Source organism: Streptomyces sp. NPDC059895, assembly GCF_042731035.1.
Classification (GTDB): domain Bacteria; phylum Actinomycetota; class Actinomycetes; order Streptomycetales; family Streptomycetaceae; genus Streptomyces.
Map to the genome: position 1 here is coordinate 427,115 of NZ_JBHWKO010000002.1, position 20,849 is coordinate 447,963.

General features: G+C 74.2%; 14 protein-coding genes and 1 pseudogene. 8 read left to right on the forward strand and 7 right to left on the reverse strand.

Annotated features, from left to right (window positions below):
- Positions 1 to 7 precede the first annotated feature (7 nt).
- From ACFV9M_RS03885 to ACFV9M_RS03905, 5 genes are all read right to left on the reverse strand, one after another.
- Positions 8 to 2,830 (reverse strand): NHLP bacteriocin export ABC transporter permease/ATPase subunit, encoded by a 2,823-nt coding sequence (locus ACFV9M_RS03885; RefSeq protein ID WP_385063898.1) that lies wholly within the window; start codon positions 2,828 to 2,830, stop codon positions 8 to 10.
- A 1-nt stretch (position 2,831) separates the two neighbouring features.
- The gene (locus ACFV9M_RS03890; RefSeq protein WP_385063900.1) at positions 2,832 to 5,066 is read right to left on the reverse strand and encodes an NHLP family bacteriocin export ABC transporter peptidase/permease/ATPase subunit; all 2,235 of its coding nucleotides are present in this window, start codon (positions 5,064 to 5,066) and stop codon (positions 2,832 to 2,834) included.
- Complete coding sequence (locus ACFV9M_RS03895; RefSeq protein ID WP_385063902.1) at positions 5,063 to 5,869, reverse strand: HlyD family efflux transporter periplasmic adaptor subunit; 807 nt, start codon at positions 5,867 to 5,869, stop codon at positions 5,063 to 5,065. The genes ACFV9M_RS03890 and ACFV9M_RS03895 overlap by 4 nt, the downstream gene beginning before the upstream one ends.
- A 75-nt stretch (positions 5,870 to 5,944) precedes the next feature.
- A complete protein-coding gene (locus ACFV9M_RS03900) occupies positions 5,945 to 6,160 on the reverse strand; it encodes a type A2 lantipeptide (protein WP_385063904.1) in 216 nt (71 codons plus the stop codon).
- A 591-nt stretch (positions 6,161 to 6,751) separates the two neighbouring features.
- Positions 6,752 to 7,084, reverse strand: a complete 333-nt coding sequence (locus ACFV9M_RS03905) for a hypothetical protein (protein WP_385063905.1) — start codon at positions 7,082 to 7,084, stop codon at positions 6,752 to 6,754.
- A 189-nt stretch (positions 7,085 to 7,273) separates the two neighbouring features.
- On the opposite strand from ACFV9M_RS03905, the gene ACFV9M_RS03910 reads away from it, so the two are divergent.
- Entirely contained in the window at positions 7,274 to 8,608 is a 1,335-nt protein-coding gene (locus ACFV9M_RS03910; RefSeq protein ID WP_385063906.1) for a S1 family peptidase, read from the forward strand.
- A gap of 467 nt (positions 8,609 to 9,075) precedes the next feature.
- Here ACFV9M_RS03910 and ACFV9M_RS03915 read toward each other — a convergent pair whose 3' ends face one another.
- Positions 9,076 to 11,259 (reverse strand): SpoIIE family protein phosphatase, encoded by a 2,184-nt coding sequence (locus tag ACFV9M_RS03915; protein ID WP_385063907.1) that lies wholly within the window; start codon positions 11,257 to 11,259, stop codon positions 9,076 to 9,078.
- A gap of 325 nt (positions 11,260 to 11,584) precedes the next feature.
- Here ACFV9M_RS03915 and ACFV9M_RS03920 point away from each other — a divergent pair, with 325 nt between their 5' ends.
- The 6 genes and pseudogenes from ACFV9M_RS03920 (at position 11,585) to ACFV9M_RS03945 (ending at position 19,570) form a co-directional block, all read left to right on the forward strand.
- Entirely contained in the window at positions 11,585 to 14,029 is a 2,445-nt protein-coding gene (locus tag ACFV9M_RS03920) for a SpoIIE family protein phosphatase (protein ID WP_385063909.1), read from the forward strand.
- Between the two features lie 49 nt (positions 14,030 to 14,078).
- Entirely contained in the window at positions 14,079 to 14,450 is a 372-nt protein-coding gene (locus tag ACFV9M_RS03925; protein ID WP_385063911.1) for a DUF6479 family protein, read from the forward strand.
- A gap of 79 nt (positions 14,451 to 14,529) precedes the next feature.
- Positions 14,530 to 14,866: pseudogene (locus ACFV9M_RS03930) on the forward strand (dTDP-glucose 4,6-dehydratase); the annotation flags it as partial.
- A gap of 40 nt (positions 14,867 to 14,906) precedes the next feature.
- Entirely contained in the window at positions 14,907 to 15,407 is a 501-nt protein-coding gene (locus ACFV9M_RS03935) for a metallophosphoesterase family protein (RefSeq protein ID WP_385063912.1), read from the forward strand.
- A gap of 117 nt (positions 15,408 to 15,524) precedes the next feature.
- On the forward strand, positions 15,525 to 17,633 hold the full coding sequence (locus ACFV9M_RS03940; RefSeq protein WP_385063914.1) for a hypothetical protein: 2,109 nt from the start codon (positions 15,525 to 15,527) through the stop codon (positions 17,631 to 17,633).
- A gap of 65 nt (positions 17,634 to 17,698) precedes the next feature.
- Positions 17,699 to 19,570, forward strand: coding sequence for an endoglycosylceramidase (locus ACFV9M_RS03945; protein WP_385063916.1), 1,872 nt, complete (start codon positions 17,699 to 17,701; stop codon positions 19,568 to 19,570).
- Between the two features lie 161 nt (positions 19,571 to 19,731).
- Here ACFV9M_RS03945 and ACFV9M_RS03950 read toward each other — a convergent pair whose 3' ends face one another.
- Positions 19,732 to 20,097, reverse strand: coding sequence for a nuclear transport factor 2 family protein (locus ACFV9M_RS03950; protein ID WP_385063917.1), 366 nt, complete (start codon positions 20,095 to 20,097; stop codon positions 19,732 to 19,734).
- A 169-nt stretch (positions 20,098 to 20,266) separates the two neighbouring features.
- On the opposite strand from ACFV9M_RS03950, the gene ACFV9M_RS03955 reads away from it, so the two are divergent.
- Positions 20,267 to 20,566: a hypothetical protein gene (locus tag ACFV9M_RS03955; protein WP_385063918.1), complete on the forward strand. Its 300-nt coding sequence runs from the start codon at positions 20,267 to 20,269 to the stop codon at positions 20,564 to 20,566.
- Positions 20,567 to 20,849 lie beyond the last annotated feature (283 nt).

Here is a 20,849-nt window from a genome sequence, read left to right on the forward strand (position 1 = left end):
GCCGGCCTCAGGTCAGCTGCCGCCGCACCAGCTCGTGCAGCCGGCCGCCCGCGTCGGCGAGCAGCTGCGCGGGCGGGCCCTGCTCGGCGACCTTGCCGTTCTCCATGACGACGACCCGGTCGGCGTCCATGACCGTCGACAGCCGGTGGGCGATCACGATCCGGGTGGCGTGCAGCTTGCGGGTGCTCTCGATGACCGTGCGCTGGGTCTCGTTGTCCAGGGCGCTGGTCGCCTCGTCGAAGAAGAGGATGCGCGGCCGGCGGATCAGCGCCTGGGCGATCATCAGCCGCTGGCGCTGGCCGCCCGAGACCGATCCGCTGCCCGAGACGATCGTGTGCAGCCCCATCGGCATCCGCTTGATGTCCTCCGCGAGCCCCGCCATCTCGGCCGCCGCCATCGCCTCCTCCGGCGTGTACGCCCCCGTGCCGCAGATGACGTCCAGGATCGAACCCGTGAACGGCTGCGCGTGCTGGAGGACGACCCCGCACTGGCGGCGTACGGCCGACTGGTCGAGGGCCGCCAGGTCCTGCCCGTCGTACAGCACGCTCCCCGAGACCGGCCGGTCGAAGCCGATGAGGAGCCGCAGCAGGGTCGACTTGCCGCAGCCGCTCGGGCCGACGATCGCCACGAACTCGCCCGGGCGCACCTCGAAGGACACGTCGTCCAGGACCAGGGGGCCGTCGTCGGAGTAGCGGAACGACAGGCGGCGGGCCTCGACCGCGCCGGACAGCGGGCCCGGCCGGGTGCTCGCCGCGCGCACCTCGGGCGTCGCCTCCAGCACGGGACGGATCTCCTCGAACAACGGCAGCGCGGCCACCGCCGACACGAACGCGCCGGTCAGCGAGGTGACCGAGGTGAGGAGCATCGTCACCGAGGTGTTGAAGGTGAGGAACTCCGCCGCCGACAGCGCGCCGCGCGCCGGGCCGGCCAGCAGCATGAACATCAGCAGCGAGCACAGCGGCAGGTAGACCGAGCCCAGCACACTGTTGAGGTTCTTGATCCGGCCGAGCCGCTGCTGGAGCTCACGGCTGCGGGCGAACCGTTCGGCCCAGGCCGCGTAGGCGTAGTTCTCGGCGGCCGCCACCCGCAGCTTGGGCAGCCCCCGCAGAGTCTGGAACGCCTGGTTGTTCAGCTTGTTGGAGAGCACCACCAGCCGCCGCTGCCAGCGCACCTGCCACAGCCCCAGCCCCAGGAACACCGTGGCGACCACCACCAGCATCCCGATCGCCGCCAGCGCCATCGGCACGCTGTACCACAGCAGCAGCCCCAGGTTCACGGCCCCGATGGTCACCGACTGCGCCACCGACGGACCGAGGCCCGCCAGCAGGCGGCGGATCGCGCTGATGCCCATGGCCGCGCCGGCCAGCTCACCGGTGGAGCGCTCGGTGAAGAACTTCGTCGGCAGCCTGAGCAGCCGGTCCCACACGGCCGGCTGCAACGTCGCCTCGATGCGCCCCTCGAGACGCAGGATGGTCAGGTTCTGCAACAGCAGGAACGCCGCCGCCACCACGCCGCTGACCATGACGGCCAGACAGACCTGCACGATCGGGCCCTCCTGGGCCTTCGGCACGTACTCGCCGAGCACCTTGCCGGTGGCGATCGGCACCAGCGCCCCGATCACCACCGTGACGAGCCCGCTGAGCAGCAACTGCGCCAGGTCGCCGCCGGTGCCGCGCATGCTGAACCGCAGCAGCCCGAGCGGCCCGAGGCTCCGCTCGGGCAGCGGCCGGTAGAACATGACGGCCCGCGGCTCGAACTCCTCCGCGTCGGCCTTCTCGACGGGCGTCTCCCGCCCGGTCGCGGGATGGACGGCGACATAGCCGCCGCGCCGCCACAGCAGCGCGACCGGCGCCCCCGACAGCGCCCGGTGACCCACCAGCGGGCCGACGTCGTCCCGCCACCAGCGGCCGTCCAGCCGGACGGCGCGGGTGCGCACCCGGGAGGCGAGGGCGACCTGCTCGACCGGGTCGAGTCGGTCGTTGCCGGCGCCGGACCGGGTGGGCTCCACCAGGGCGATCCCGGCGGCCCGGGCGACCAGGCGGCACGCGGCGAAGGTGGCGTCCACGTCCGCGGCCGTCGCCCGCGGACCCCCCTTGCGGCCGATCGACGCCAGCAGGGTCCGGTCGGCCTGGGCGCGGACCGCCTCACCGGCCTTGATCCCGGCGGCCGTCCGGGTCTCGTGGGTGCGCTCCAACTGCTCGATCCAGCGGTCCAGCGTGGTCAGCAGGCGGTACTGCTGGTCGACCATGGACTGCCACACCGCCGGGTCCATCAGCAGGTCGGCGGCCGCCTCCGCGCCGTACAGCGAGCCGTACTGGACGCTGCCGGGCGGCACCTGCATCCAGAACACGTCGTCGTCCGTCATCTCCGCGGCCCGCTCGCCGGAGCCGGCCGTCGGCGCCTGGAAGAGGACCGACAGCCCGCGGCCGACGCCCAGGGCGAGCGCGTACTCCAGCGGGCTGGTGGCCGGCGGCACGTACTGCGGGGTGCCGTACTCGTCGTACGACCAGGTCTGGGTGTGCGCCGGCTGGTACAGCTCGCGCAGCCCGATGCGGTGCACCACGCAGTCCCGGACCGGGCGCGCCACCAGCGTGTGCTGCGCTCCCGTCACCGGGCCGAGCAGCAGCGCGCCCGCCTCCAGCCGGCCGAGGTGGTGCCAGTGGCCCTGCTGCCCGGCGTCCACCGCGAACAGGTCCAGCGCCCCGGCCGCGACCAGCCACAGCACCTGCGGGCCCTCCAGGTCCAGGCGGCCGGAGCCGGCCAGGTCCAGCCGCGTGCCCAGCTGACCCAGCGCGGCGACCACCAGGTCGCCTTCGTGGACGGACGTCATCTCACCGCTCCCTGACCAGCGCCGCGTACGCGCCGCCCCGTGCGACCAGTTCCTGGTGCCGTCCGCGCTCCACGACCGTGCCGTGCTGCAGGACGACGATCTCGTCGCTGTCGCGCACCGTGCTGAGCCGGTGGGCGATCACCACGCAGGCGCAGCCGCGCCGGCGCAGGTTGTCCATGACCACCAGCTCGGTCTCCGCGTCGAGCGCGCTGGTGACCTCGTCGAGGACGAGGATGCTGGGCCGGCGCACCAGCGCCCGCGCGATCTCCAGGCGCTGGCGCTGCCCTCCGGAGAAGTTGCGGCCGTCCTGCTCGACCCTGCTGTGGATGCCGCCCGGCCGGCGCATGACGACGTCGTAGAGGGCCGCGTCCCGCAGCGCGTCGACGACGGCGTCGTCCGGGACGGACGGGTCCCACAGCGCCACGTTGTCGCGGACGCTGCCCTCGAAGAGGAACACTTCCTGGTCGACGAAGGAGACGGAGGCCGCCAGGGCCCCGCGGGGAATGTCCTCCAGCCGCTGCCCGTCGATGCGGATCACGCCTTCCCACGGCGTGTACAGCCCGGAGATCAGGCGGGAGACCGTCGACTTGCCGCTGCCCGAGCCGCCGACCAGTGCCACCTGCCGCCCGGGCCCGACGGTCAGGTCGAAGCCGTTCAGCAGGGGCTTGTCGAGGGGGCTGTAGCCGAAGGTGACGCCCTGGAGCTCGATGTGGCCGTGCAGCCGGCGCGTGGAGTCGGTGCCGGCCCGCCGGTCGTAGAGCGGGTCGGTGCGGAAGTTCTCCACGTCCTTCAGCCGGGCCACGTCCGCCGCGAAGTCCTGGATGCGGCCCGCGACGCCGTTGAGGCGGGTCAGCGGAGCGGTGAACCGGGTGACCAGGGCCTGGAAGGCGACCAGCAGGCCCACCGAGATGTGCCCCTCGATCGCCCGGACCCCGCCGATCCACAGGATCAGCGCGCTGTTCAGCGTGGCGAGCGTCGGCGCGACCACGCCGAGCCAGGCGCTCGGCACCCCGAGCCGCTGCTGCTCCTCCAGCGTGGTCGCGTGCTGCCCGGCCCACTTGCGGAAGTAGCCGTCCTCACCGCCGGTGGCCTTCATCGTCTCGATCAGCTGGAGCCCGGTGTACGCCGTGTTCGTCAGCCGCGCGTTGTCCGCGCGCAGCTTGGCGGTACGGGTCGCGCGCAGCCGGATCACGATCCGCATGGCGACGATGTTGAGCAGCGCCACGCCGATGCCGACGAACGTCAGGTCCGGGTCGTAGGTGTAGAGCAGCACGGCGTACAGCACGACGACCACCGCGTCCACGCCCGCCGACGCCAGGTCGCGGGCCAGGGTCTCGGCGACGGCGTCGTTCGACTGGAGGCGCTGTACCAGGTCGGCCGGGCTGCGCTGGGAGAAGAAGGTCACCGGCAGCCGCAGCAGGTGGCGCAGGAAGCGGGCGCTGGACAGCGTCGAGGAGATGATGCGGCCGTGGTGGAGGTTGGCCTGCTGGAGCCAGGTCAGGGCGACCGTGAACAGCACGCACGCGCCCATCGACGCGAACAGCACGTCCAGCAGCGAGGTCTGACCGCCGATCAGGAACATGTCGATGTAGGTGCGGCTCAGCGCCGGGACGGCCGCGCCCACCAGGACGAGCAGCAGACTCGCCAGGACGGCGGCCGGCAGGGTGCCCGCGGTGCCGCGCAGCCGGGCCGGCATCGCGCCCAGCACGCCCGGCCGGCGTCCGCCCCGCTCGAAGCCCTCGCCCGGCTCCAGCACCAGCACCACACCGGTGAAGCTGCCGTCGAAGTCCTCCACGGACACGAACCGGCGGCCCTTGCCGGGGTCGTTGACGAAGACGCCCCGGCGGCCGAAGCGGCGGCCCACGCCGTCGTAGACGACGTAGTGGTTGAACTCCCAGAACAGGATGGCGGGCGCCCTCACCCCGGCGAGGGCGGCCAGATCCATCTGCATGCCCTTGGCCGTCAGGCCGTAACCGCGCGCCGCCTTCAGCAGGTTGCTCGCGCGCGAGCCGTCCCGGGAGACCCCGCAGGCGATCCGCAGCTCCTCCAGCGGGACGTGCCGGCCGTAGTGGGCGAGGACCATGGAGAGGGAGGCGGCCCCGCACTCCACGGCCTCCATCTGGAGCACGGTGGGCGTGCGGACGGTCTTCGCCCGCCCCTTGGGGACGGGGGCGGTACGCCGGGGCGGCGCGGCCCGGCGCCTGCCGCGGCTCGGGGTGTCCTGGGCGGTGGTCACGGAAGCAGCCAATCGACGGGACGCTGATCGGCCAGGCGGATCGAACCCGTGGCCATGGTCATGGAGGTGAGGGCGTACGGCGGCCCGTCCGCCGAGGACCAGCGGTAGCCGCTCTCCGTCGCCGCCGAGGTGTCGAGGCGGACCAGGACGGCCACCGGGCGGCCGTCCTCGGTGAACTGCTCGCCGAGCTGGCTGTCGCCGAGGAACGCGGCGATCTGCTGCGCCGACTGGGCGGTGCGGTCCACCGACTCCACATGGCCGCGCAACACGCCGTACTGCTGCGACGGCACGGTCTGCACCGTCAGGTCGACGGCCGCGCCCTCCGGGATCGAGGCGGCGTTCTGCGCCGGGACGTACACCGTCGCGTACAGCGGGTCGTCGGCGTGGGCGACCTTCTCCACGGCGGCGACGTTCGCGCCGGTGGAGATGATCTGCCCGATGGTGGCGGCGAGCGCGGTGATCCGGCCCGCGGCGACCGTGCGCACCACGGTGTCGCCGTCGGCGGTGCGGACCTTCAGCACGGGGGAGCCGGCGGGCAGCCGCTCGCCCTCCTCGGCGAGGACCGCGGTGACCTGGCCGGCCGCGGGGCTCTGCAGGATGTAGCTGCCCTCGCCGTGGGTGAGGACGGCCGGCGCGCTCACCGTGGACGCCACCGAGCCGGTCACGGCCCACACGGACGCCGCCGTGAGGGCGGCCACGGTCACGGACAGCACCAGCCAGCCCTGGGGGCGGGCGAAACGCACCGGCAGGTCGAGTTCCTCCGGCGACTGGAGCTTGGCGAGGGCCTGTTGGCGGAACTGCAAGGGACTTCCCTCAACGTCCGAGAGTCCCGGAGCCGGGTGACGGCTCCGGGACTCAAGGGGATCACAAGGGCGCGATCAGAGACCGGCGACCAGGTTGGTGACCGGGGCGGTGTTCAGGCCGGTGACACCCTCGACGGTGCCGACGGCCGTGTCGACCAGACCGGTGACCGGGGCGATGCCGTCCACCAGGCCGGTGACGGTGCCCAGGGCGTTCACGGACAGGCCGCCGGAGACGTTGTCGAGGTCCGCGTCCGAGATCTCGACGGTCTCAACCTGGGGGGTGGAGTTCATGGTGGAACTTCCCTTCATATGGATATCTCACAAGGGGGGAGCGGCCCCCTCTGGGGACAGATGACGGCCGCGACCGCGGGTACCGGGTTGCGGGGCGCCGTTTCCGGCGGTCCTTCGCGGCCCTGCGGTGCGATGGATCAAAGCAGGTACGGCGCCGACGCATCCAGTCACTCACCCGCCTCACCAGGCACCTTGCGTCACAGGCGCGGGAAAGCGTGCAGGCTCCGGCACGCCTTGTCGGCGACTTCTTCACACCACGGGCGGCATCCGCTCGGACGAGCGGCGGGGGCCGGCGAGGCGAATCGGGCAACTCGCCCCAATGGCGTGCGCTGACGTGCGCGGCACCGCGCGGTTGTGCAGAACCCTCGCGCCGCGTGGCCCGCTTGGGCATTCGATGTGCAGATTTGCTGAAGCGAGGATTCCGCTACTGAGCGCCATGGAACGCGGTCGGCCGGTCACTCACGGTGCCGATCGCGTGGCGGTGAGCGCCCGCCGCCGTGCGGACCGCGCCCGCCCGCGCCGTGGGCCCGGTCCGGCCACCCGGCCGCCGACGTCCTGACCGCGCGCACGCCGTCCGGCGGCCCGGTGCCGTCAGGACCGCACCGATCCAGCCATCCGCGCCGGCACCGCCCGCCGGAACGGCGCGGACCGCCGCACCGTCGTCACCACCGTCGTCACCACCGTCGTCATCGTCACGGAGGGGCTCGGGCGGCCGGCCCGGAGGTCACGGCGGCGGGATCCCCGGCCGCCGTCCGCGCCGGCCTCGCCGGCCCTCCGCCCTCCTGAGCCGATCACCGTGACCAGGGCGGACGCGGAGCCGCCCGGTCGCCGGCCGGGGTTCCTGACGGTCCGTCCGACGCGGGCCCGCCGGGGTGCGAAGCCACTGGAAAGGATCTTGTCGGCTTCGGCGGTCGTCGTCGTCATATGGGCGACTGTTCGCAGGACTTCGCTTCCGGAGGCCGGTCGTGGCCGATTCACGGTCGCCGAGCGGAAGCCGGCGCACGGAGTTGAACGCGCCGCGCGCCCCCTGCGTACCAACCGGCAACCAGGCGCCGCTGTACGGAGCTGCCGACCCCCGGCAGCCAGACCCCGTCCCCCAGGAGGTCGAGTAGTTTGAGTCACAAGCGAATTCCGAAGCGCAAGGCCGCGTTCGCGGTGGGCGGTGTCGCGGCGCTCGGAGCGGCGGCGCTCCTGATCCCCTACGCCAACGCCTCCCAGGACGGGGACTCCGGCGCCGCCGCGGCGCCCACCACCCTGAAGGCGGCCGACGCTCCCGACCTCGCCTCGCAGTTGGCGAACCTGCTCGGCGACGCCTTCGCCGGCTCGTACTACGACTCCGGCCGGCAGCGGCTCGTCGTCAACGTCGTCAACGTCTCCGGCGACGACAACAACGTGATCATCCAGGCCGAGAAGGCCGGCGCCGAGGTCCGCGAGGTGGAGAACAGCACCGCCGAACTCGAGGCGGCGGCGCAGACCCTGAAGGCCGAGGCGACCATCCCGGGCACCTCGTGGGCGGTCGATCCGCGGACGAACCGGATCCTCGTCACCGCCGACTCCACGGTCACCGGCAGCAACTGGGACCAGTTGGAGAACACCGTCCGGGCCCTCGGCGCGGACACGGCCACCATCAAGAAGTCGGCCGGCACCTTCAAGACGTACGCCTCCGGCGGCGACGCCATCTTCGGCGGCGGAGCGCGCTGCTCCCTCGGCTTCAACGTCACGGCGGGCGACGGCACCCCGGCCTTCCTGACGGCGGGTCACTGCGGGGTGGCCGCCGAGCAGTGGTCCGACGACGAGGCCGGCGAGCCCATCGCCACCGTCGACCAGGCGGTCTTCCCCGGTGACGGCGACTTCGCCCTCGTGAAGTACGACGACCCCGCCACGGTCGCCCCCAGCGAGGTCGACCTCGGTGAGCAGACCGTGCAGATCACCGAGGCCGCCGAGGCGACGGTCGGTGCCGAGGTCTTCCGCATGGGCAGCACGACCGGGCTCGCCAACGGCCAGGTGCTCGGACTCGACGCCACCGTCAACTACCCCGAGGGGACCGTCACCGGACTGATCCAGACCGACGTCTGCGCCGAGCCCGGCGACAGCGGCGGCTCGCTCTTCACCCAGGACGGCCTCGCGATAGGCCTCACCTCGGGCGGCAGCGGTGACTGCACGGTCGGCGGCGAGACCTTCTTCCAGCCGGTGACCACCGCCCTGGCGGCGGTCGGCGCCACCCTCGGCGACGCAGGGGCCGGCGCCGGCGACGACGCGGGCGCCGGTGAGGAGGAGGCCGGTGTCGGTGAGGAAGCCGGAGCGGGTGAGGAGGCCGGCGGCGAGGACGTCGGCGGGGAGACGGGCGAGGAGGCCGGTCAGGACGCCGGCCAGGAGACCGGGCACGAGGCCGGCGGTGAGGAAGCCGGCGCCGGCGCCGAGGACTCCGGGCTGACCGAGACCCACTGACTCCGGCAGCCGAGCGGGAACCGCTGAGTCCGGAAGTCACGGCGGCCGCACGGTTCGCTGCACGCCGTACCGTTCGCGGCGGGCCGGGCGGGCCGGGCGGGCCGGGCGGGCCGGGCGGGTCCGGCAGCCGGACCGGACCGGAGGGACCGGCTGTCGACTCGGCACCGGGCCGCCGGTGCGGACCCGCGGTACCGGGCCCCCGGCGACGGTTCGCGGCACCGGGCTCCCGGTGAAGGTTCGCGGTACCGGGCTCCCGGCGGAGACTCACGGCACCGGGCTCCCGGTGAAGACCCGCCGATCGGCCTCACCAGCGGTTCCGGCCGATCGGTGGCATGGTCCGGCCCTCCGGCGGGAGGGCCGGACCGGCGCGTTCCCGGGCGCCTGACACTCCGCCGCTCGCAAGGGCGGCAGGCCCCTCCGCCGCTCGCGCCGCTCGCGCCGCTCGTCAGGGCGGCAGGCCCCCTCCGTCACTCGTCAGGGCGGCAGGCCCCTCCGCCGTCAGTCGTCCCCCTCGCCCGCAGCAACAGCAGTGCCACGTCGTCGATCCGCTCCTCCGCCGCCGCGTAGTGCCCCACGAGCCTGCCGGCCAGCTCCTCCAGCGGCAGGTCGCCGGCGTCGCCGAGCCGCCGGCCCAGCCCGGCGACCGCGTCCCCGATGTCCACCCCCGGCGACTCGATCAGCCCGTCCGTGTAGAGGGCGAGCACACAGCCGGGGGAGAAATCGACCTCCGTGGTCGTGTACGTCGCCCCGCCGTCGATGCCGAGCAGGGGGCCGCCCGCCAGGTCGAGGACGCGCACCCGCCCGTCCCGCCGCCGCAGCAACGGAGGCGGATGCCCGGCCCTGGCCATCACCGCCCGCCCGCGCCCGGGGTCCAGCCGCAGGTACAGGCAACTGGCGAACAGGTCGGCGCCCAGGTCGATCAGCAGCCGGTTGGTGCTGCTCATGACCTCCGCCGGCGCCTGACCCACCGTCGTGTACGCGCGCACGGCGGTCCGTAGCTGGCCCATCAGTCCCGCCGCCGTCACGTTGTGGCCCTGGACGTCCCCGATCACGGCCGCCGGGAGCGGCCGCGAGGGCACCAGGTCGTAGAAGTCGCCGCCGATCTCCATGCCGCGCGTGGCGGGCAGATAGCGGGCGGCCGCCTCGATACCGGGCAGCGCGGGCAGCGAGTGCGGCAGCAGCGCCGCCTGGAGCCCGTGGGCCAGCCGGTGCTTGGCGTCGTAGAGCAGCGCCCGGTCCAGGGCCTGCGCGATCAGCCCGGCCATGCTGGTCAGCACCGCGCGCTCGTGCGTGGGGAAGGTGCGCGGCTCGGCGTAGGCCAGCACACAGGCCCCCACCGGCCGGCCGGAGGCGATCAACGGCAGATAGGCCCAGGCGGCGAAGCCGTCGGGGGTGGCGTACCGCGCCGGATACAGGCGCTCCAGCTGCTGCCGCGAGTCGAAGAACGCCGGCAGCCCGTGCGACACGGCGTGCGCGCTCGGCACCGGGGCGGACAGCGGCATCCCGTCGAACCGCTCCACCACCCGCGCATCGCGGTAGCCGTGGTGCCCCAGCACCTGCAGACGCCCCGCCCGCACACCGAGCAGCGCCAGCGCCCGGCAGCCCACGGCCGGGGCGATCTCGTCCGCCACCAGGCGCACCACGTCCTGCACGCTCACCGTCTCGGTGAGCGCCCCGGCCAGGCTCAGCGCCTGCGACATCGACACCAGCCGGGCCGGCGCGTTCCCCGGCCCGCGTCCGGCCGGGCGCGTCTGCGACACCCCGCGCGCCCGGCTGACCCGCACGCTGAGCCCGGTCGTCGACGGGTACAGCCGGAACGACAGCCAGTCGGAGGGCGGGCGCAGCGCCACGAACGACGTGACGCCCTGACTGAGCAGCGCCGCCCGGTACCGCTCCTCGTACGTGGGATCGTTGAGCCACGGCACGGACGCCCACAGGTGCACGCCCAGCAGGTCGCTCACCGGCACGCCCAGCAGGTCGGCCGCGGCGGTGTTGGCGAACCCCACCCGCCCGTGGAGATCCAGCGAGACCAGCCCGTACGGCAGCCGCGCCACCATCCGCGCCGCCTCCACCGAGCCCAGGGAGTCGGCGACGCCGCCGACCGGTCCCGTGTCCAGCGGCCGGGTCTCGGCGCGCACCGGCCGGTTCTGCGCCGCGGCCCGCTCCAGCCGCAGCGCGAGCCGGTCGCAGGCCACCTCCAGCTGCCGCCGCTCCCGGTCGGACAGCTCCGGGGGGTGGGAGCCGGGCCAGGTGACGAAGACCGCGCCGTACACCTTCGCGTCGGTCGCCACCGGCAGCGCGGCCAGCGCGAACGGGTACGGCAGGACGACGGCGATCCGCGGATAGCGGCGGGCCATCTCCTCCTCGCCGCCCACCCAGACCAGCCGCCGTTCGCGCACCGCATCGGTGACCGGGATCGGCGCGCTCAGCCCGACGCGCTCCCAGGGCGCCGCGAACGAGCGGGCCAGCCCCGCCATCACCGCCATCTCCAGCACCGGTTCGTCACCGCGGCAGAGGTAGACGGCGCCCGAGTGGGCCCCGACGGCGTCCAGCATCGCCGTCAGCGCCGACGACATCAGGGGCCGGCCGGCGGGGGCCCCGACGGGCGCCGCCGGACGCCCGGACCGCTGTCCGTCGGACACGGCGACCACCTCCTCGCCCGGACGCGCGGTACCAGGAACCAAATCTGCCCCCGGACGGCCCGGCGCGCACGGCGAGCGGGCGCACGGCAAGCGGGCGCACGGCGAGCGGGCACACGGCCGGCGCCGACGTCCACCCCGTCGGCGGATGGCCCCGTCGGCGGATGGCCCCGTGGGCGGATGGCCCCGTCGGCGGACGGCCCCGTCGGCGGATGGCCATGCCCCCTGGATGTCCCGTCCCCCGGGATGCCGTCCGCGGTCCGCGCCGCCCCTCCCCGATCTCCGCCGGACGGTCGCAGGAGCTGCGCGACCCGCCCACAAGCGCTGTAATACGGACGTGGTCGGTCAGGGTGCTGCGGAGCGCGGAACGGCGGCGCCGCGTGCCGAGGTCGCCCTGAGGACGATCGCGGCGGACCCCGCCTCGCCCGAACGGGTGCGGCGCGTCCTCGAACAGGCGCTCGTCTTCGCGGGCGCGACCCTCGCCGCCGTCTACACACCCGGCGACGGCGGCACACTGCTGTGCCTCGAGGAGTCGGCCGGCGTCCCGAGGACCCTGTACGGGTTGCGCGAGAGCTACCCGGCCGACGGGCACTCCCCGGTCGCCGACGCCCACCGGGGCGGACGGCCGGTGTGGCGGGGGCCCGACGACCCCGCCGGCGGCGTCGAGCCGCGCCGCGGCACCACCCGGGACGTCCACCTGGCGGCGCTGCCCGTCCACGACGGCGCCGGCGGCTGCCTGCTGGCCGTGAGCGAGCGGCCCGGCGGCTTCGGCGGCGACGACCGGGCCTGCCTGACGCTCGTCGCCGAGGCCGTCGTCCCGCCGATGCCCACCGCGCCCGCCGAGGGCGGCGAACTGCCCGCCGACGCCTTCAGTCTCGCCATCGACACCGGACGCGTCGAGGTCGGCGACGAGATCCTGGAGCTGTTCGCCCTCGGCCGGGACGCGTTCGACGGCCGGGTGGAGACGCTGCTCGGCCGGACCGTCCCGGAGGACCTCCCCTCCCTGATGTCCGTGGTCGAGGCGGACCATCTGTCGGTCGGCGAACGCGAGCTGGAGTTCCGCGTGCTGCGGCCCGACGGTCCGCCCAGGTGGCTGCGGCTGCGCGGCCGGTCCGTGCCCGGCGGCGACGGCCACGCCGCCCGCCTCGTCGGCACCGTCGCCGACGCCTCCACCCTGCGCTCCGACGTCACCGACGTGGCCCGTGTGCAGCGCCTGGCCGCCGCGCTCGCCACCGCGAGCACCGTCCGCGACGTCGGCCGGGCGGTCGTCTCCTCCCTGCGCGTCCCCCTGCGGGCGGACCGGATCGCCCTCGCCGAGCTGGAGAACGACCGCCTCGTCGTGACCGTCCTCGACCCTCCGGAACCCGAGGCCTGGCCCGAGCTGTGGCGTCAGGAGTGGCGCACCGAGTGGCCCGACGCGCCGGTGCGCGCCATGCCCACCCTCGGCGCCGCCCTGCGTGAGGGCCGCGCCCGGATCTGGCCCGCCGGCACCCCGCTGGAGCCCGCCCTCGCCGAGGTCGGCCCCGGCGGCCTCGCCGTCCTGCCGCTGCCCGCCGCGGGCCGTATGGCCGGCGCCTGCCTCATCGGCTGGGACACCCCGCACGACTTCGGCCCCGACGAACGCGCCCTGCTCACCGCCTCCGCCGGCCTCGCCGGACAGGCCCTGGTGCGCGCCCACGCCTTCGACGCCGAGCACGAACTCGTCGGCATGCTCCAGCGCCAGCTGCTCCCGCGCCGCCTGCCGAAACTCCCCGGCGCGGTCGCCGTCGCCCGCTACCTGCCCGCCACCGCCGGCCTGGAGGTCGGCGGCGACTGGTACGACGTCATCCCGCTGTCCGACAACCACGTCGCCCTCGTCATCGGCGACGTCCAGGGCCACAGCACCGGCGCCGCCAACCTCATGGGCCAGATGCGCACCGCCCTGCGCGCCTACGCCGCCGAGGGGCACCCCCCGGACGTGGTGGTCTCGCACGCCAACCGGCTCCTGCTGGAGCTGGAGACCGACCTCTTCGCCACCTGCTGCTACGTCGACCTCGACATGGAGGCCGGCACCGCCTGGTGCGTGCGTGCCGGGCATCCGCCGCCCGTGCTGCGGTACCCGGACGGCTCCACCGACATCGCCGAGACCGACGGCGGCCCCCCGCTCGGCGTGGTCGACCAGGCGGACTTCCCGATGACCCCGCTGCGGCTGCTGCCCGGCACCGTCCTCGCCCTGACCACCGACGGACTGGTGGAGTCCGCCGCGTCCGACATCGACACGGGCATGGAGCAACTGGCCCACGGACTGTCCGTGTCCGACCCCGCGCACCTGGACCTCGTCGCCGACGCCCTCCTCGGCGACGCCCACCGCGGCGACGACGTGGCCCTGCTCCTGCTGCGCTACGACGGCATGGCCGTACTGCCGCTGCGCGAGGGCTGGACGGTGTGGCGGGTGCCCGAGGCGGCCCGGCACGCCCGCCGCTTCACCCGGCGCACCCTGCGCGCCTGGGGCGTCTCCGACTACGCCATGGACGCCGCCCTGCTCGTCGTCTCCGAACTCGTCACCAACGCGCTCGTGCACACCGACGGCCGGGTCCGCCTCGACCTCACCCTGATCGACCACCGGCTGCGCGTCGCCGTCACCGACGCCTCGCCGCGCACCCCCGTCCAGCCGACCGACCCCGGCTGGGAGGCGACCGGCGGCCGCGGCATCCTCCTGGTGGAGGCCGTGTCCGACACCTGGGGAACGGTGCCGGTCAGCGGCGGCAAGCAGGTGTGGAGCGACCTTCCGCTGGGGGAGTGAGCCGAGGGCGCGCGCGTGTCCACGGGCGCGGGCAGGGTACCCGCCGTCCATGAACACCATTGCCACCGCCTACCTGGCGGCCACCGGCCGGTCCGTGCTGGCCACCGTCGCGTTCATCGTGGTCGGCGTCGCTCTCGTGGGCGGCCTGATCTGGGCCTTCCGGCTCGGCTCCCGGGTCCGCAGGAGCGAACCCGCACCGCCCCGGCCCGAGGAGCAGCCGCGGATGCCGGCCTCCGGCCCGGTCCGCGAGAGCCGTCGGGTCCGCGAACCCAACGAGATGCCGCGCTCGGCGGACGGCGAGCGCCTCACCCCGCACGAACTGCGTCCCACCGGCGGCCGCGACAGCGACGACCAGAGCCGCCCGCGCTGGGACGCCGGCTCCAGCGGCTCCTTCGGCAGCGGCGGCCCCGGTGCCCGCTGACACTGACACTGACCCTGACACTGACACTGACACTGACACGGAGAAGGTGACACGGCCCGCCCTCGGCGGGCCGGGCACGGTACACGTCGAGGACCACTGCCACGGCGTCGGCCTGGTCCGCGCGAAGGGCCGCCCCGGCGAGATCTACCACCTCGGCGGCGGTACGGAACTGACCGCCCGGGAGCTGACCGCCCTCCTCCTCCAGGCGTGCGGGGCGGACTGGGACCACGTCAGCCACGTCGCGGACCGCAAGGGCCGCGACCTGCGCTACAGCCTCGACTGGACCAAGGCCCGCACCGAGCTCGGCCACCGGCCCCGCCACGACTTCGCGGAAGGCCTCGCCGCCACCGTCGCCCGGTAACCGGGACCACCGCGACCGGTGGGAGCCCCTGAAGCGGGGAGCGCGCAGGCCGTGAGGTTCCCGGCCGCCGCCCGCCGCGGCCGTACGCTGAGGGCGTGCGCCTGCTGCTGATGTCCGACACCCACCTCCCGAAGCGCGCCAAGGCCCTGCCCGCGCCGCTGCTCGACGAGATCCCGCGCGCCGACGTGGTGATCCACGCCGGGGACTGGGTGGACACGGCCACCCTCGACCTCCTGGAGGGCCGCAGCAGCCGGCTCCTCGCCGTCCACGGCAACAACGACGGTGCGGACCTGCGGGCCCGGCTCCCCGAGGTGGCCTACGCCGACCTGGGCGGGCTGCGCTTCGGCGTCGTCCACGAGACCGGTCCCGCCCAGGGCCGCGAGGCGCGCTGCGCCGCCCGCTTCCCCGACCTGGACGTCCTCGTCTTCGGGCACAGCCACATCCCCTGGGACACCACCGCCCCCGGCGGACTGCGGCTGCTCAACCCGGGGTCCCCGACCGACCGCCGCCGCCAGCCGCACTGCACCTACCTGACGGCGGCGGTGGACGACGGCCGTCTGACGGACGTCGTCCTGCACCGGCTGCCACCGCGCTGAGACCGCCGCGGCGCACCGGCCACGACCCCCCGGGACGCGGCGGGCGGGCGATCGAAGGACACGGCCCCTGACCCTCTGACACACTCCGGAACACGGGGGTTCGAGGGGGGACACGCAATGGTTCTCGTCGGTTTGCTGATCGTCGTGGTGGCCGTTCTCGCTGCCCTGGCGTTCGTCTTCCGGTCCCAGGACCGGGACTCGGCCGCCACGCTCGTCCAGGGGATCGCGGCGGTCGTCGTTCCGGCCGCCAGCGTGGCGTTGTGGTTGACGAGCCGGAGGCCCCGCACGGAACACGGCGAACCGGCGCTGCGTGGCTTCGCGGACGAGCTGGCCGAGCGGGTGAAGGCGCAGTGGACCGCCGCGGCGGGCGAACGGCGGCTGATTCACCCGAGCCCCGTCCCGGTGCGCTGGAGGTGGTCGGATCTTCCCGTGTCGGGCCCGGCGACCGACGCGGTGGGCACGCCCACCGGCTCGCCCCGGTTCCGGCCCCTGCCCGGACTGGCTCCGGTCACGACGGCGGACCTGGCTTCGGGCGCCGTCGGCGACCTGTTCCGCCTCTACGGCGCCCTGGACTCCGGACGGATGGTGATCGTCGGGGCCGGCGGCGCGGGCAAGAGCGGCGCCGCCATCCGACTGCTGCTCGACGCCCTCGCGCACCGAGAGGCGCTCGAGGACGGCGTGCGTGCGAGGGTCCCCGTCCCCGTACTGCTGAGCCTGAGCGGATGGGACCCGCTGAACCAGCGGCTGCGCGACTGGCTCGCCGCCCGACTGGCCGCGGACTACATGTTCAGGAGGTCCGAGGAGTACGCGGGCGGTGTCCTCTCCCGACTCATCGGTGCGGGCCGGGTCGCCGTTCTCCTGGACGGACTGGACGAGATGCCCGAAGCCGTGCGTCCCGTGGCCCTGCGGGCGCTCGGCGAGCAGGCGCACTTCCGGCTGGTCCTGCTGAGCCGGGTCGGGGAACTGGTGTCGGCCGTCGACGGGGCGGGCCCCCTGTCCGGCTCCGCCGGGCTCGAACTGCTCCCGGTGAGTGCCGAGGACGCGGCGGAGTACCTGACGCGTTGCCAGGTGCAGCCGCTCCCGGAAACCTGGCGCCCACTGGTGCGGCACATCCGCGCGAACCCCTCGGGTGCGGTCGCCCAGGCGCTGGACACCCCGCTGATGCTCACGCTGATGCGCGACACCTACCGCGCGGACCAGCGCTTCGTCCCCGAGCGCTTCGTGGACCGGGCGGCCGTGGAGGACCATCTCCTCGACCGGGTCCTGCCCTCCGCCTACGAGGACGACCGGCCGGGACGGCCGCGCGGTCGTTACACCCTCGGCCAGGCCGAGCGCTGGCTGGGCGCCATCGCGCACCAGATGGGCAGCGAGGGAAGCCGCGACCTCGCCTGGTGGCAGGTCCCCCGGTGGCGGCCGGCCTGGCCGAGAACGGTGGTCAGTTGCCTCCTGCTGGGGTCTGTCGCCGGGACCGTGGGCCTCTTCTGGGCGGGGCCGGCCGTCGGCCTGGGAGCCGCTCTCGTCGTCGGCTTCGCCGTGACGATGTCCCTGATGTACGGACGTGCCGGGGACTCGCCCCAGTTGCTGGGCCGTCTGCAGTGGAGGGATTTCGTCGTCCGTGAGAACTTCCAGTTCGGGATCGTCGGCGGTGCGGCGCTGGGAGTGGCGATGGGCGTCGCCCTGTTCCTCGTGTACGGCCGCGTCGTCATGCTCCTCGGCGGTACGGTGATCGGCGTCCTCGCCGGTGTGGTGGGCGGATTCGTCACAGGCCTGAGCAACCGCAGCGCCGACAGCCGCACTCCCATCGGTCCCGTCTCCTGCTGGAGGCAGGACCGCCGGTACACGCTCACCGCGGGGATCGTCGGCGGCCTCGCCGGCAGTCTCATCGGAGGAGCGTGCCTGGGGCTGCTCGCCGAACTGGCCGACCAGCGCATCTTCGGGCTCATCGACGGATTCCTCTCCGGGATCGCGCTGGTGACGGTGGGAGGCCTGCTGCTCGCCCTGGCACTCAGCCTGGTGGGGTCGGTGACGTGGCGCACGTTCCTCACGAGCCTTCAGCTGCGCCTGCGCAACGAGGCCCCGGTCCGCCTGGTCCGGTTCCTCTCGGACGCCCGTGAGCGTCACGTCCTGCGGACCGTGGGACCTGTCTTCCAGTTCCGTCACGCCCGGCTCCAGGATCGTGTGCACGAGGCGTTCGTGGCCCGCAACAGCCCGGACGGGGGGAGCTGACAACCGCCTTACCCGTGGGTCAGGAGGTATTGACGGTGCCGGGGAAAGGCCGGACTGTAGTGGACATGCCGACTATCCGGGCGCGTCTGCTCGCCGTTCTGGTCGTCCTGTGCGGAGTGCTCACGGTGACGGGACCCCCGACCGCCACCGCCGGCTCCGCCCTCGCCACCGTCCCCGACGCCCTCCCCTTCGACGGCACCCCCCTGACCGTGTCGGGCGGACGCTTCGTCGACGCCACCGGCCGTGAGGTCGTCCTGCGCGGCTACAACGTCTCCGGCGAGACCAAACTCGCCGAGAACGGCGGCCTGCCCTTCGCCTCGGTCGCCGACGCCCGGAAGTCGGCGACCGCCCTGCGCGCCCTCGGCGGCGGCAACTCCGTCCGCTTCCTGCTCTCCTGGGCCTACGCCGAACCCGTCCGCGGCCAGGTCGACACCGCCTACCTGGCCGCCGCCACGGCCCAGATGGGCGCCTTCCTCGACGCGGGCATCCGCGTCTACCCGGACTTCCACCAGGACCTCTACTCCCGCTACCTCTTCGACCCGGACAGCTGGTACACCGGCGACGGCGCCCCCCAGTGGGCGGTGGACCTCGGCGACTACCCCGACGAATCCTGCGGCATCTGCCTCTTCTGGGGCCAGAACATCACCCAGAACGGCGCGGTGAAGGCCGCCCAGTACGACTTCTGGCACAACGCGTACGGCCTCCAGGACTCCTTCCTCACCATGGCCGAGCGGACCATGACGTACGTCCGGCAGCACCTGACCGCCGACCAGTTCGCGGGCGTCCTCGGCTTCGACCCCTACAACGAGCCGTACGCCGGCACCTACGACTCCGGCCAGACCAGCCGCGCCTGGGAGCGCGACCTGCTGTGGCCGTTCTACGTGCGGTTCCGGGCCCGGATGGACGCGGCGGGCTGGCAGGACAAGCCCGCCTTCGTCGAACCGAACCTCTTCTGGAACGCCAACATCACCTCCCAGCGGCAGGAGGGCGGCCTCCTCGACGCGGGCACCCTCGGTTCCCGCTACGTCCTCAACACCCACTTCTACGACCAGAAGGCCATCTCCGCGATCCTGATGTGGGGCAAGGCGGCCGACGGCCAGTACGTCACCGACTTCGGCACGGTCCGCGACCGGGCGGCGGCGGCCGGGACGACGGCCGTGGTCAGCGAGTTCGGCCACCCCCTCGCGGGCACGGTCGCGGACAAGGCCCCGACCGTCCTCAAGGCCATGTACCAGTCCCTCGACTCCCGGGTGAAGGGCACCGACTGGTGGACGACACCGGCCGCCTCCGGGCCCGTCCTGTCCGGCCAGCAGTGGCAGTGGGACATCTACCACGGCCGTCACCACGAGCCGATGAACGGCAACCCCGACAAGGTGCTCACCGACGCCGACGCCTGGAACGACGAGGACCTCTCCGCCGTACGCCTGGACGACAGCGGCCAGGTGACACTGCGTCAGGACGCCCGGCTGCTCGACCGCCTCTACCCGAGCGCCACCGCCGGCACCGCCCTCGCCTTCACCTACGAGGACCGCTCCCGCGACGGCTCCACCACCCTGACCTGGAACCCGGTCCCCGGCTCGCTGCCGAACGCGGCCCAGCTCGTCGGCTCCGGCCAGTACGGCGTGCTGGTGTGGCGTTCCAACGGCACCGCGGCCCCCACCGAACTGCATCTGCCCGCGTCCTTCCCGACCGCGTCCACCACCGTCGTCTCCGACCTCGGCACGGTCCACGCCCCGCCTGCCCACACGGGCGCCACCGGGATCGCCGTAGCCCCCGAACCGGGCGGCACGGGCAGCCGCCGCCTGCTGCTCACCGCACCCGACTCGGGCACCGTGCACTACGCCCTGGTGACCAACGGGGCGACCGCGCCGTCCGCGTCCCTGCTGGCCGCCGCCCGCTCGGAACTGTCGGCGTGGGCGGCGCAGAAGCTGGGGTAGGGGGCCCGGCCCGTCGGCCGGACCCCGCGGACCGCCTCCGCCGGGCCGGGACGCCACGCCCGGCCGCCTCCGCCGGGCCGGGACGCCACGCCCGGCCGCCTCCGCCGGGCCGGGACGCCACGCCCGGCCGCCTCCGCCGGGCCGTGGCGAGACGTTCCTCCCTACTCGTCCCAGGCCTGGATCATCGTCTGATCGACGATCTTGCCGTCGCGCAGCGAGACCATCGACTCGGCCAGTACGCGCACCCCGTCCGAGTACCGGCACGACTCGCTATAGGCGGCGCGATCGCCCTGCACGACGCAGTCCTCCAGCCGGTGCGTCATGTCACGGCTGTAGACGTCGTCGAGCATCTCGGCGATCTCGTCCCGCCCGCGCAGGACCTTGGGACGGCTCGGCTGGGTCTGGTGGTCGACGATCCGCAGTTGCGCGTCGTCGGCGTAGAGCGACAGCAGCGTCGCCGCCGTGTCTCCCTCTATGCCCCTGCGCAGCGTCTCGGTGTCGAAGGCGGAGCCTGCCGCAGTGCCCATGGTGACCTCCTCGCGGGACCGCGGCCCCGGGGAGACGGGCCGCCGGGCCCTCACCTTCGAGACTCCTCCGCCCCGCCGGGCGCGGCAAGCGCGGCGGACCGGGTGCGCCTGTCGGGTGAGCGGGCCCGAGCCCCCGTGTCCGCGGGGCGCCTGCCGCGTTGCTGAAGGCATGATCTCCACTCGACGCATCGTCGCCGCCGCCGCTCTCGCCGCCGGGATCACCGGCCTCGCCGCCCCCCTGGCGAACGCGGCCGAAGCCCCGGACACCGGCCGGCTGAACCCGATGACCGTGCTGGACTCGCTCGCCGCGAGCGACATCCCCGCCGAGCACCGGGCCGAACTCCCGCCGCTCTCCCGGCAGCTCGGCGAACTGAACAAGGTGCAGGAGCTCGACAAGCTGAACGAGCTGCACCAGATCACCGACCTCGCCGCCCCGGTCACCCAGCTGGTGCCCGCCGTCGAGGCCTGAGCCGCCGACCCCGGGCCCGCGACGCAGGGGCCCGCGGAGTCCGATCCGTTGTATCCGTCGTATCCGTCGTATCCGTCGTATCCGTCGTATCCGTCGAATCCGCCGAAGACGTCGCATCCGTCGAATCCGATCGGAGTACGCACCGTCGACACCCAGACGTCACCTCCAGCCGTGGGGGCGCCCCGCCGCCCCCGCGGGCCCCCACCCCCGGGCGGCGGCCGCGCCCGGCGGCCGGGCCTGGGCCCCGCGGCGAAGCGGGGGCCGCCCCCCCCCCTACAGGGGC